Genomic DNA, 13,561 nt, shown 5'->3' on the forward strand with positions numbered 1-13,561 from the left:
GTCAGCTCCCGGACGTGGCGAGTCGGTCGGCGGCGGCCTGCACGTCCCGGCGCAGGTGCGTCGGGACGCGGTCGCCGAACAGGCGCAGGTAGACGGACAGGGTGACGTCGTCGCCGCGCACGAAGGGGAAGTCGGTCGGCACCATGTGCCGCATCCCGAGCAGCGCCACCGGGCTGGCCAACGGCCGGAAGTCGGCGTTCCACAGCCCTTCCTTGTCCGGCGGGCCGGGGTGGAACTCGCCGAGCATCAGCCCCTCGGCGGCGTACTCGACCTTGAGCAGCTCCTGGGTCTGGTCCACCACCGCGAAGTCGCCGGGCTCGACCAGGTCCGGGAACAGCACCAGGACCGTCTTGAACTGCGCGCCCGGCCCGCCGGTCGGCTCCAGCTCGGCGAACCAGTCCCGGTAGTGCCGCAGCAGTGCGGCGAGCTCGGCCGGGTCGGTGGGCTTGCCGGGGTGCACCGACAGGAAGAACAGGTTCTTGAGCAACGACGTCCCGGTGTACGGGCACACGTCGCCGCGCCGCCCCAGGTCGGGGTGCGGCGCGCAGAGGTAGTCGTGGGCCCACTCGTGCACGGCGCGCAGCGCCTTGTCGTGGGCGGCGACCTCGTCCGGGAGCCGGTCGGCGGCGAAGTCCGCCGGTTCGACCAACGGGTGGGCCGGTCTGTTCGGGTGGATCAGCATCATCCCACCTGCCTTGCGCTTCGGCGGCGTCGGGACCGGCGGGCCAGTCCGGCCAGCGCCGCGCCGGTCAGCGCGGCGGTAACACTGCCCAGCAGGCGGTCCTGGCGACGTGCGCGGGCCAGGGCTTCGCCGTAGGGCACGGTGGTGTGCGTGATGAGCGTGTACAACGGCACCCAGGAACGCGGGAAAGCCCGGTGCAGCACCAGGTCCGCCTTCTTGCGGGCCAGGAACAGCGGGGACCGCACCTTGTCCCGCAGCTCCACGAAGTTCCGCTTGGACAGCTCCGCCAGCACGTCGGTGTGCGGGCGGCGGGCCTTCTCGAACGCGGCCAGCGCGCCCGGCAGGTCGTGCGGGTGGGCGGCCAGGCACCGGTCCAGCACCGAGCAGTCCTCGAACGCGGCGTTCATGCCCTGCCCGAAGAACGGGTACACCGCGTGCGCGGCGTCGCCCAGCAGCACGGTGCCGCGCCGGTCGCCCGCCGGCACGTGCCACGGCTCGGTGCGGATGGTGACCAGGCTGGCCACGTCCCGCGCCAGGAACTGCTCCACCAGGTCCGGGACCAGGGTGAGGGTGTCCGGGAACACGCGGGCGAAGAAGTCGCGCACCCGCGAGTGGGTGTCGAGCCCGGCGAACCCGCCCGGACCCTCGAACGGCAGGAACACCGTCGCGGTCAGCGAGCCGTCCACGTTGGGGTGCGCCACGATCAGCCCGTCGTCACCCGGCCACACGTGCAGCGCGCGCAGCTCGGTGCGCGGCCGCCCGTCCTCGCCGACCGGGATCAGCAGCTCCTTGTAGCCCCACTCCAGGAACTCCTGGTGCAGAGTGGTCCGCGCGCCCCGGGCGAGCTGGGCGCGCACGGCGGAGAACGCCCCGTCCGCGCCGATCACCAGGTCCGCGCCGTGCTCGACCATCCCTTGTGGACTCACCGTGGTGACCGACGGGCCCTCCCGGTCCACGGCGGTGACCTTGTGGCCCCAACGGAACTCGACGCCCTGCTTCTCGGCCTCGTCGATCAGCGCCACGTTGAGGTCGTGCCGCAGCACGGAGTGCAGGACCTGGTCCTCCTCCGTGCCGTACGCCTGGAACCGCAGCGAGCCGTCGGCCAGGTGCACGACCCGGCCGCGCATCGGCACGGTGGCCGGGGCCAGCGCGTCGAACAGGCCGATCTCGCGCAGCGCCACCGCGGCGCGCTGCGACATGCCGAGGTTGAACGAGCGCCCCGACTCCCGGACGCCGGGCGTGCGCGGGTCCTCGCGCCGCTCCAGCACCCGCACGTGGAACCCGCGCCGCGCCAGGTACACCGAGGCGAGCGAACCCGCCAGGCCCGCGCCGACCACCACCGCGTCGGTCATGACCGGTCCCGGTGGGGCGGCGCGCCGAATGCGTTGTCCTCCATGGCCTCTCCCGTACAGTGCCGCGCCTGGTTCACAGGTCGTCGTCGCTCAAGGTGCCGAGCAGTCGGTCGATCTCGGCGTCGGACAGGTCGTCGAGCTGGTCCAGCAGCGGCACCGGGCCGCGCGGGCCCTGGCCGGCGCCCGCCAGCGCGGTGCACAGGCCCGCGATGGTCGGCGCCGAGAACAGCGCCGCCAGCGGCAGGTCCGCGCCCAGCGAGGTGCGCACCCGGGCCAGCATCTGGGTCGCGGTCAGCGAGTGGCCGCCCAGTGCGAAGAAGTTGTCGTGCACGCCGAGCACCCCGGCCGGCGGGATGCTCAGCACGTCCCGCCAGATCTCGGCCATCCGCGCCTCGGTGTCGTCGCGGGGCGCGACGTGCTCGGCGTCCGAGGTCGACCACTCGGGTTCGGGCAGCGCGTCCCGGTTCGTCTTGCCGGTCCCGGTGCGCGGCAGTTCGTCGAGCACCACCAGCGCGGCCGGGATCATGTAGTCCGGCAGCTTCGCCGCCAGGTGCGGGCGCACCGCGTCGAGCGACCCGCCGTCGTGCAGCACCACGTAGGCGACCAGCCGCACGTCCGCCGCGCTCGCCGACCACGTGGTCACCGCCGCGTCCGCGACGTCGGCGTGACCGCGCAGCACGGCCTCCACCTCGCCGGGCTCGATGCGGAAGCCGCGGATCTTGACCTGCCGGTCGGCGCGGCCGAGGAACTCCAGCCGGCCGTCCGCGCGCAGCCGCACCAGGTCGCCGGTCGCGTAGAGCCGGCCCGCGCCGAACGGGTCGGGCCGGAACCGGTCCGCGGTCATCGCCGGCTGCCCCTGGTAGCCCCGGGCCACGCCCGCGCCGCCGATGTGCAGCTCGCCGATCAGCCCGCGCAGCACCGGCCGCATCAGCGGGTCCAGCACGTGCAGCGTGGTGCCCGCCACGGCCGCGCCCAGCCGGATCGGCGCGGGGCCGCGCGGCACCACGCCCGCCGCCGAGTACACCGTGGTCTCGGTGGGGCCGTAGCCGTCGACCAGGGTCGCGTCGTCGGATTGCAGGTCGTCGGCCAGGTCCCGGGTCAGCGCCTCGCCGCCGGTCACCCGCAGCCGCACGTGCGCCGGCACGCCGCCCGCCGCGACCACCATCCGCCAGCTCGCCGGACCGCCCTGCACGACCGTCGCGCCGGACTCGGCGATCCGCTGCCGCAGCAGGGCGCCGTCCGCGACGTCCGAGGCGGCCACCGCCGTGAAGCGGGCACCGCGCAGCAGCGGCACCAGCATCTCGACGGTCGACACGTCGAACGCCGGCGTGCTGATCGACGCCAGCCGGTCGGCGGGGGACAGGCCCAGCAGGGCGTCCATCGCGGACAGCAGTGCGGCCAGGCCGCCCTGCGTCACCCGCACGCCCTTGGGCCGCCCCGTCGAACCGGACGTGTAGATGATGTAGCCCAGGCTCTCCGGGATCTGCGGCACCGCGTCGGGCGGGGTGTCCGGGCCGGTCGCGGTGTCCAGGTCGACCTCCCGCCACGGCCCGTCCGGTCCGTCGAGCCCGTCCCGGGACCGGGCGTCGGTGACCACGACCGGGATCCGCGCGTCGGCGGCCATGGCGGCCAGCCGCTCGGCCGGCCACGACGGGTCCAGCGGCAGGTAGCCCGCGCCCGCCTTCCACGCGGCCAGGATGCCGATGATGGTCGGCTCGCCCCGGCTCAGGCACAGCGCCACCGGCTCGTCGGGCTTCGCCCCCGCCGCCAGCAGCGCGTGCGCCAGCCGGTTCGCGGCCCGGTCGATCTCCCGGCAGGTCAGGGTTTCCACGACGGCGTCGGGGTGCGCGGCCAGCGCTGCGGCCACCAGTCCGAGCGCGGTGTCCCCGCCGCGCACGACCTCCTGCGCCGGGGTGTCGCCGGTCAGCGGCAGCTCGGCGACCTTCACCGCGCGGTCGGCGTGCCCGGCGATCGTGGCGAAGACGGTGTGCAGCGCGGCGATCGTGTCCTCGTCGAACAGCTCCGCGTCGTACTGCCAGCGGCCGAACCACCGGTCGTCGTCGCGCTCCACGGTCAGCGACAGGTCGAACTTCGCCCCGCCGTTGGCGACCGGCTCGGGCCGCATGGACACCGCGCCCGCCTTGCGGACCGCCGGCAGCGGCTCCACCGCGAACATGACCTGCACCAGCGGCGCGTGCGCCAGCGTCCGCTGCGGCGCGACGATGTCCACCACCTGCTCGAACGGCAGGTCCTGGTGGGCCAGCGCGGACACGGTCGCGTCCTCAGCGGCCGCGACCACCTCGCCGAACGTCGTCTCCGGCGTGAACCGGGCGCGCAACGGCAGCGTGTTGGTCACGAAGCCGACCAGGCCCTCGGTCTCCGGCCGGGTGCGCGCCGCGACCGGCGTCGCCACCAGGAAGTCCGCCTGCCCGGTCACCCGGTGCAGCACGCACTGGAACATCGCCAGCAGCGTGGCGAACGAGCCGTCGCCGACCGCCAGCTCCCGGCGCAGCTCCGCGCCGCGCCCGCTCGGCGTCGCCGGCCGGGGCCGGTCGCCGGGCAGCGGCAGCACGGTCGGCGCGTCCAGCAGCGCCTCCCGCCAGTAGCGGGCGTCGGCGGCGAACGCGTCGCCCTCGACCTGCTCCCGCTGCCACACCGCGTAGTCCGGGTACTGCACCGGCAGTTCCGGCAGCGAACCGCCGTCACCGGCGTAGCACTGGGCCAGCTCGTCGAACAGCACCGCGCACGACCAGCCGTCGGCGATGCTGTGGTGCAGCACCAGGACCAGCACGTGCCGGTCGGGCAGCCGCAGCAGGTCGGCCCGCAGCAGCGGTCCGGCGTGCAGGTCGAACGTGCGCCCGACGAGGTCGCGGACCACCGCGTCCAGCCCGTCCTCGGCCACGTCCCGCACCGGCAGGTCCACCGGCTGCGCCGCGGACACCACCTGCACCGGCACGCCGTCCTCGGCGGCGAACCGCGTGCGCAGCGCCTCGTGCCGCGCCACCACCGCGTTCAGCGCGCCGTGCAGCGCCTCCTCGTCGACCGGGCCGTCCAGCGCCACCCGCCAGCCGATGTTGTACACCGGACCGGGCATCAACTGGTCCAGCAGCCACAACCTGCGCTGACCGGACGACGCGGGAAAGCGGAATACCTCGCGTCCGTCGGGGATCACCGTGCTCACCGCGTTCCTCCCTTGCGCCAACCCCGCCGGTCCACCGCGACCAACCGGAACTCCGCGGTGTGCCGGTTGCCCGCCGCGTCGGTGAGCCACAGCTGGTCGGGGCCGGGCAGCATCTCGCCGACGCCCATCGGCGAATCCGGCTGCTCCCGTTCCAACGCGCGCACCGCGTGCGCGAACAGCTCGACCGAAGGACCGCTCTCCAGGTCCACGTAGAACGGTTTGTGCTCGACGGGGCTCTTGACGAACACGAACCTGGGCATCCCGTGCTCCCGCCGCCACGCCTGCGCGCCGAGGAACCGCCCCGGCTCGTCGGCGGCGAACGCGAACCTGCTGCGCGACGCGGGCAGCTGCCAGCTCTCCCGCGCCACGACCAGCCGGTCCAGGCTCACCCGCGGCGTGTGGTCGCCCGAGGGCAGCAGCCGGAACTTCTGCACCAGCTGCGCCATGATCTGCTCGCTGAGCAGCTCCACCAGTTCCAGGTCCACGCGCCCGTCCCGGCTGCGCGCCCGGAGCTTGCCGTTGTCGTCCACGACCTCGAAGTCGCCGATCGGCACCGCGCCGCCGATGTCGGGTCCGCACGAGTCGTGGCCGAAGGCGATCCGCAGGTCTTCGGGCAGCACCAGCGCGTCGGCCAGCCGCTGCGGCGTGCCGCCCTGCTCCCGGGTCGTGGTCAGCACCACGCGCGGCCCGGCCATGTCCCGCCGCATCGCCTCGTGCAACTGGACCGGGTCCGGGTGCTGCGAGACGAACAGCGCCGAGCGCATGGTGTTCACGCCGGGGTGCACCTCGCCCAGCACCCACTGGTAGTCGCCCGCCCGCACCGCGTCCGCGTCCTTCGCGGCGATCAGCACGTCGGGGCTGTGCTGCACCGCGCCGCGCCAGCCGGGGCGGGGTGCGGCGAACAGCCGCAGCACGGCCTCCCGCACGTCCGCGACCGAACGCCGGACGTGCCGGGCCGCCGGGTCGTGCGGGCCCAGCGCGGTCGCCCACCGCTCCTGCAGGGCGGTCACCAGCCGACCGACCATCCGGTCGTCCAGCCGGAAGATGGTGTCGTTGGCCCACATCCAGAAATCGGCCAGCCGCACCGACGTGCGCCCGCCGGCGTGCTCGCGGAACACCTCCTTGAGCGCCCGCGTGTACAGCGCCGAGCCCGCGCAGGTGAACCAGCGCGCGGCCTCCAGCACCAGTTCCAGCGACGGCCACAGGGTGTCCAGCAGGGCGGGGGAGAGGTCGACCTCCAGGTCCCGCCGGCACTCCTCGTGCACCAGCGTGCGGCCCGCGTAGAACAGGCCCGGCCGGCGCACGGCGGCGGCGCCGGTGATCGCGGTGAACCGCTCCTGGAGGTCGGCGATGGCGTGCACCAGCCGGTCCGGATCGCCCACGGCGGCGGCGACCTGGTCCCGGCCGGCCACGACCTCGTCCACGGCGCCGGCGACCCGCCGCCGGACCTCGGGGTCGTCGATGCCCTCGACCTGGCTCCGCAACGCGAGTTCCGGCACCAGGGCGGACGGCGGCACCTCCAGCGTCCACGCGATGCGCCGCGCCTGGCGCAGCCGTTCCAGCACGGCCAGCACCTCCGCGCGGTCCGCGCCGACGTGCCCGGCGATGTCGTGCGCCCGCCGCCGGCCGTCGCACGCGGTCAGCACGGCCGCCTCCAGCGGCGGCAGCCGGACGGGCTCGGTGAGCGGGACGTGCAGCACGTCGCCGACGACCGACACGAACGGCATCCGCCTGGGTACCGCCCACGGCCGGACGTCGTCGGTGGTCAGCGTCTCGGCCAACTGCTGGACGGCCCAGTTCTCCAGGTACGTGGTGCGCTTGTCGACCAGGCCCGGACCGGGCCGCGACACCAGCGCCGCCGTGGCGTCGTCGCGGACCCGCGCCCAGCCGACCGGGCCGAAGAACCCGATGGTGTCGTTCTTGGCGCAGTACCGCTGAAGGTAGCTGACGACGGTGTGCTCCCACCGCCGGTAGTCGACGTTGCGGCCGGCGTCGCGCAGCCCGCTCAACGCCTTGTGCAGCGCGTCGACGGCGGTTTGCAGCGCCCGCGGGTTCTGCCAGGCCACGGCCTCGCGGAACTTCGGGTCGCCGCTGACCACGTGCAGCACCCCGGCCGCTTCCCGGCGGCCCTGCTCGAAGCGCGCGGCGTAGTCGGCGAGCGCGGCCTCGTGGTCGCCGGCGGCCAGCGCCGCCTCGGCCAGCGCGTCGGTCACCTCGGCGGTGTGCGCCAGCGCGTCGCGGGCCTCGGCGAACCGGCCCTTGCGGACCAGCCGGCCGATCTTGCGCAGCGCCGAGCGCTGCTCGCCCTCGGCCTGGTCCTCCACCGCGCGCAACACCCGGAACGCCGCCCAGCGGGCCTGGCCGAGCCGGTCGTCGGCGGCCAGCACGGCCTCCGCCGCGCGGGCCGCGTCCGGGCTCGCGATCGCCAGCAGCGGCTCGATGCCGAAACCGGTCCCGCGCAGCTCCACCCACCGCCACGCGGCCCAGTTGCCGGTGCCCCGGGGCAGCACGAGGTGGTCTTGAACGGTCCGTTCGTCGGCGGTCGCCGCGTCCCGGTCGGCGGTCGTGACCGGCGCGCCGGTCTGCTCGGGGGTGCGCTGCGCGGGCACCAGGTAGGCGGTGCGGTCGCGGCGGGTGATGCCCTGGCCCGGGGTGGCCGACCGGGCGCGGTCGATCACCTGGGCGCACGCGGCCAGCGTCCGGGCCCGGTGCAGGTCGGCCACCGGCACGTCCACGCCGAACTCCTCGCGCACCCGGAACGCCAACCGCACCGCCAGCAGCGAGTTGCCGCCCACGGCGAAGAAGTCGTCCTCGGCGCGCACGTCGTCGCAGCCCAGCAGCACCTGCCAGAGCCGGGCCAGCCGCAGCGGGGTCCCCTCCGCCGGCCGGGTCCGCTCGGCGGCCGGCGCGCCGTCGGCCTTCACCTCGCGCAGCGCCGCCCGGTCCACCTTGCCGTTGCGGTTGAGCGGCAGCGCCGCCACCACGACGTACCGGGCCGGGCAGAGGTAGGCGGGCAGCCGCTCCTCGGTGTGCCGGCGCAGGTCGGCCACGTCGGCGTCGCCGACCAGGTAGGCCACCAGGTGCCGGGCGTCGCCGTCGCCGAAGGGCAGCACGGCGGTCTGCGCTACGCCGTCGTGCTCCCGCAGCACCGCCTCCACCTCGGCCGGTTCCACCAGGAACCCGCGCACCTTCACCTGCTGGTCCGCGCGGCCCAGGAACTCCAGCACGCCGTCGGGCCGCCAGCGCGCCAGGTCGCCGGTCCGGTACAGCCGCGCGCCGGGCTCGCCGCCGAACGGGTCGGGCACGAACTTCGCGGCGGTCAGCGCCGGGTTCGCCCAGTAGCCCCGGGCCAGGCCCGCGCCGCCGGTGTACAGCTCGCCGGGCACGCCGACCGGGACCGGCCGCAGCCGGTCGTCCAGGACGTAGACGGTGCTGCGCTGCACCGGTGTGCCGATCGGCACGGTGCCGCCGACCTGCCGCGGGTCGGTGATCACGTGGCACGAGGTGAACGTGGTGTTCTCGGTCGGCCCGTAGCCGTTGACGACCGGCTTGCCGTTGCGGGCGACCAGCGCCGCGCGCACCGCGTCGGGCGCGAGCACGTCACCGCCGGCCAGCAGCTGGTCGACCGACGCGAGGACCTCCGGGGCGTGCGCGACGAGCTGGTGGAAGAACCCGGCGGTCAGCCACAGCACGGTCACCCGGTGCTCGCGCAGCAGGTCGGCCAGCACGGCGGGGTCCGGCGGCCCGTCCGGCGCGGCGACCACCCGGCCACCGGTCAGCAGCGGACCCCAGACCTCCAGCGTGGTCAGGTCGAACGCGGTCGCCGACTGGTGCAGGAACGTCTGCCCCGGCCCGAACCGGCCGAACGTCGGGTTGGTCACCAGCCGCACCACGCCCCGGTGCGGCACGGCCACGCCCTTGGGCCTGCCGGTCGAGCCGGAGGTGTAGTTCAGGTACGCCACGCCCAGCGGGTGCGCGGCCGGCGGCAGCGGCGTGTCCGGTCCGCCCACTCCCGAGGTGTCCACTTCGGACAGCTGCACAGCGGTGATCCCGGCGGGCAGCGGGCGGTTCCCGTCGGTCACCACCAGCGCCGTACCGGACTCGGCCAGCGCCGCGGCGTCGCGGACGGCCGGGTTGCCCGGGTCCAGCGGCAGGTAGGCCGCGCCGGTCTTGACCACCGCGAGCATCGCGGTCACCAGGTCCGCGCCGCGCGGCAGCGCCAGGCCCACCGGCTGGTCGGGCCGCGCGCCCCGGGCGACCAGGGCGTGCGCCAGCCGGGTGGACCGGGCGTCCAGCTCGGCGTAGCTCAGCCAGCGGGTGCCGTCGTGCACCGCGTCGGCGTCCGGGCGCAGCCGCACCTGATCGGCGAACAGGTCGGGCACGGTCGAGTCCGCCGGGTACTCCACGGCGGTGTCGTTCCACTTCTCCACCACGCGCACCAGTTCCGCGCCGCGCGGCTCGGTCAGCTCGCGGACCGGCCGGGTGGGTGCCTCGGCCAGGCCCGCCAGCAGGTCGCGGAACTGCGCGAGCAGGGCGTCGGGCGCCCAGTCGGGGAACCGGGTGGTGTCGTGGATGAGGTGCAGGCTCAGGTGCGGTTCGGCGAACGCGTAGAGCGTCATGGCGTAGCTCGGGCTGCGCAGGATCTCCACGTGCCGTCCGGTCGGCGCGGTCGGCCGGGCGGACAGCACGGTGTTGATCTCGCGGTGCTCGAACAGCACCAGGCTGCGCATCAGCGCGTCGTGGCCGGCCGCGCGCTGGATGTCGGGCAGCGGGCTGAGCTGGTGGTCGCGGGCGGCGACCGAACGCGCGCGGACGTCGCGCAGCCAGTCGGTGACCGGGAGGTCGCGGTCCACCGGCAGCCGCAGCGGCACGGTGGCCAGCAGCAGGCCGACCATCTCCTGCGCGCCGGGCACCGAACCGTGCCGGGCCGCGCGGGTCACCCCGAAGACCGCCTCGCCGGTGCCGGAGTGGGTGGTGAGCAGCAGGCCCCAGGCCGCGAGCACGACGGTGTTCACCGTGACGCCCGCCGCGTCGGCCAGCGCCCGCACCGCCGCTGTCTCGGTGTCCGACAGGTCGAGCCCGGCCTTGCCCATCACCGGGGTCGCGGAACCGTTGTGCTCCAAGGGGAGCAGGCCCGGCTCCGGCAGGCCCGCGAGCTCGTCGGCCCAGAACCGCCGGTCGGCGGCGGCGGCCGGGTGCTCCGGCGCGGTGCGCTCGGCGTACCAGTGGGCGTAGTCGGCGAACTCGGGGCGCGCCGCGAACGGCGCGGTGCCGCCGGAGGCATAGGCGTCGTCTATCTCGGACAGCAGGATGGCCAATGACCGGCCGTCCAGGATCGCGTGGTGGAAGGTGGCCACCACGACGTTGCCGGGCAGCACGCGCAACCGCAGCGGCGGGCCGCCCACCGGGTCGACCCCGGCCCTGCGGTCCTCGGCGAGGAATCCGGCCAGGTCGAAAGCGGACCCGTCGGTGACCGCGTCGTCGACGACCATCGGCACGTCGGCGGCCGGGCCGGCCCACTGCTCGGCGTCGCCGTCGGGCCGCCAGCGGAACCTGGTGCGCAGGATCGGGTGCCGTTCGACGGCCGCCCGCCACGCGTCCAGGTACGCCCCGGCCTCGAACGGCCCGGTGAACCGCTGGACGCACTGGATGACGTCCGTGCCCGCCTCCGGATCGCGCAGGCCGGCCGCGATCATTCCGCGTTGCAACGGTAGTGCCGGGGTGGTCCGGACAGCCGGATCCGTGTACACCAAAGCCTCCCCCAGTAATGTGCCGGTCGGTCCGCGCGCGGAAATAGCAGCTATTTCCGGGCAGCGGCGGGCCACCCGGATTACCGGGTGGCGCAATTGGGCCGCCGGCTCAGCCGCCGTGCGCGGCGAGGTGGTCGCGCACGCTGCGCGGGCGCAGGTCGGTCCACACCCGCGCGATGTGGTCCAGGCATTCCTGCCTGGTCCCGGTGGTGCCCTCGGCTCGCCAGCCCAGGGGGAGGTCGCGGTCGGCGAACCAGACCGAGTACTGCTCCTCGGTGTTCACCACGACCAGGAATTCACGCGATTCCGCGTTCTCGACGCCCATGTCGTTCGTTCTCCTGCCCTCCGTCGGCGGACGGGGTTGCCGTGGCGTCAAAGCTACGCGTCAGGCGCACATTACTGGAATCCACTAAACGGTCGAACCGGCCATTTGTCGATCGGCCGTCGAACTATTTGAATAGACTATGGGTCGTCACTCGGCGTGGTCGACCGGTCGCGGAAATACCCCGGACCCGACTGCGGGAATGCGCCCGGCCCGCCCGACGGGGGTCGGGCGGGTAGGGCGGGGTCGGGCAGGGGGAGTCCACTGTGGACGCCGAACGCGACGCCCCGGCGGCGCGGGGTACCAGCCGTTCGGGGGTGGTGTCAGCGCGACCGGAGGGTCAGCAGCGAGATCTCGTTGGGCGCGAACACGCGGAACGGCGGACCCCAGAAACCCGCTCCCCGGCTGGTCCACAGCCTGGTCCGGGTGCCGTGGTCGCTCAGACCCTGCAGCACCGGCTGCTGGAGGCGGACCAGGAGGTGGAACGGCCAGATCTGGCCGCCGTGCGTGTGCCCGGACAGTTGCAGGTCGACACCGGCAGCCGCCGCCGTGCGGACCTCACTGGGCTGGTGCGCCAGGAGCACCACCGGGTCGTCCGCGCCGACACCGGCCAGCGCCGCGTCGAGGTCGGCGGCGTGGCCCTCCTCGCCGGAGTGCACGGCGGTGATGTCGTCGATGCCCGCGAACACCAGCCGCGCGCCCTCGCGCTCCAGCACCCGGTGCCGGTTGTGCAGGCTGGTCCAGCCGAGCTCGTCCATGTGTTCCATCCACGCCTGGGCGTTGCTCAGGTACTCGTGGTTGCCCGAGACGTAGAACCGGTGCCCCGCACGGACTCCGCCCAGCGGGGTGGACTGGCCGCGCCGCTGCTCGACCGTGCCGTCGGCGATGTCGCCCACGTGCACCACGACGTCCGCGTCGAGCTCGTTCACCGCCGCCACCAAGCCCTGCGACCACTTCGTGCGGTCGATCGGCCCGTAGTGGGTGTCGGCCAGCACGGCGACGGTGAGCCCGTCGAACGCCGGGTCCAGCCGGCGCAGCACGACCTCCGCCCGCCGCACCTTGGGCACCCGCATCGCCACGTGGTGGCCGTACCCGGCCAGCCCCACCACGATCACCGCGAGCAGCACGGCGATGAACCGCGCCCGGAACGGGTTCTCCACGCCCGCGACGGCGAGCACGAGCCGCAGCACGTCGGTGATCAGGGTCCAGGAGAACGCGATCCACGCGACACCCAGCAGCGGCAAGCCGATCCGGGCGGCGCGGTCGGAGTGCCGGCTGCCCAGCGAGCGGATCAGCAGCACCGGGAAGGCGAGGTAGCCCAGTGCGAACACCGCTGTGCCGACCACCACCACCGGCGTCGGCCACTCGGCACCCGGCGCGAACAACCCGAAGTACGGCACCCAGAACAGCAGGCTCGTCACGACGAACAGGACCAGCCCGAACACCACCCGCCGCCGGGTCGCCCCCGGCCGGGCCGGCGCGTCGGTCGTGGTCGGGGAGTGCTCGGCCATGGATGTCTCCGTCGCGGGTCGGGGCTGTTAAAGACCGGTGGTCTCTCCAGCGTACGCGGGTCAACTCGCCCGGACGACCAGGCCGATGAGCTGGTTGACCAGGCTCTCGGTCAGCGCCGCCGCGAACGCCTCGGCGGGCGGCGGGTGGCCGAGCTCGGCGCCGGCCGCCGCCACCGCCCCGGTCGGGTGCGCGTGCGGCCACAGGCCGGCCGTGAGGGCCAGGACCGCGCCGGCGAAGTGCCGGGCGGCGGCGTCGTCGAGCTGCGGCAGCTCGCCCCGGACCAGCTCGGCCAGCCGGGAGGTGTGCGCGTCCGCCCGGCTCTTGAACGCCAGCGCCGCCGCCGGCCCGACGTTGCGCTCCAGCACGCCCGCCGCGTTCGCCACCAGCTCGCACAGCAGCGGGTGCCGGGGCAGCGAGCCGGCCAGCGCGGTCGCCGCGGCGATCGCCCGCCCGTACGGCACGGGCTCCGGCCGGGTGCCGCGGACCAGCGGTTCGGCCTCGTCCAGCCACGCCGACCAGCGCCGGTCGAGGACTTCGAGGAAGACCGCCTCGCGGCTGTCGAAGTAGCGCAGCACGTTCGACTTGGCCAGGCCCACCCGGCAGCTCAGCTCGCGCAGGCTGATCCCGGCCAGCGGGTGCTCGGCGAGCAGCGCCTCGGCGGCGGCCAGGATCGAGGCCCGCCGGACCTCGACCTGCTCCGCGCTCCTGGCCCGCCGGAACTCCACGGACCCCACTCTAACGGACCGCCGGTCTGTTGTTCCG

At 74.7% G+C, this 13,561-nt stretch carries 7 protein-coding genes; all 7 read right to left on the minus strand.

Going from position 1 to position 13,561, the window contains the following annotated elements; all coding sequences use genetic code 11:
• Window position 1: 1 nt before the first annotated feature.
• The 7 genes from BN6_RS17250 to BN6_RS17280 all read right to left on the minus strand — a co-directional run bounded on the left by BN6_RS17250 (window position 2) and on the right by BN6_RS17280 (window position 13,524).
• A complete protein-coding gene (locus tag BN6_RS17250; RefSeq protein WP_197540282.1) occupies window positions 2-685 on the minus strand; it encodes a DUF6875 domain-containing protein in 684 nt (227 codons plus the stop codon).
• Window positions 682-2,034: an FAD-dependent oxidoreductase gene (locus BN6_RS17255; protein ID WP_015100970.1), complete on the minus strand. Its 1,353-nt coding sequence runs from the start codon at window positions 2,032-2,034 to the stop codon at window positions 682-684. The genes BN6_RS17250 and BN6_RS17255 overlap by 4 nt, the downstream gene beginning before the upstream one ends.
• A gap of 73 nt (window positions 2,035-2,107) precedes the next feature.
• Window positions 2,108-5,215, minus strand: coding sequence for a non-ribosomal peptide synthetase (locus BN6_RS17260; RefSeq protein WP_015100971.1), 3,108 nt, complete (start codon window positions 5,213-5,215; stop codon window positions 2,108-2,110).
• Entirely contained in the window at window positions 5,212-11,040 is a 5,829-nt protein-coding gene (locus tag BN6_RS42060; RefSeq protein ID WP_331712644.1) for an amino acid adenylation domain-containing protein, read from the minus strand. The genes BN6_RS17260 and BN6_RS42060 overlap by 4 nt, the downstream gene beginning before the upstream one ends.
• 34 nt (window positions 11,041-11,074) lie before the next feature.
• Complete coding sequence (locus BN6_RS17270) at window positions 11,075-11,290, minus strand: MbtH family protein (RefSeq protein WP_015100973.1); 216 nt, start codon at window positions 11,288-11,290, stop codon at window positions 11,075-11,077.
• Window positions 11,291-11,610: 320 nt separating this feature from the next.
• The gene (locus BN6_RS17275; protein ID WP_015100974.1) at window positions 11,611-12,798 is read right to left on the minus strand and encodes a metallophosphoesterase; all 1,188 of its coding nucleotides are present in this window, start codon (window positions 12,796-12,798) and stop codon (window positions 11,611-11,613) included.
• Between the two features lie 60 nt (window positions 12,799-12,858).
• The gene (locus BN6_RS17280) at window positions 12,859-13,524 is read right to left on the minus strand and encodes a TetR family transcriptional regulator (protein ID WP_015100975.1); all 666 of its coding nucleotides are present in this window, start codon (window positions 13,522-13,524) and stop codon (window positions 12,859-12,861) included.
• Window positions 13,525-13,561 lie beyond the last annotated feature (37 nt).

The organism is Saccharothrix espanaensis DSM 44229 (assembly GCF_000328705.1).
Lineage (GTDB): Bacteria > Actinomycetota > Actinomycetes > Mycobacteriales > Pseudonocardiaceae > Actinosynnema > Actinosynnema espanaense.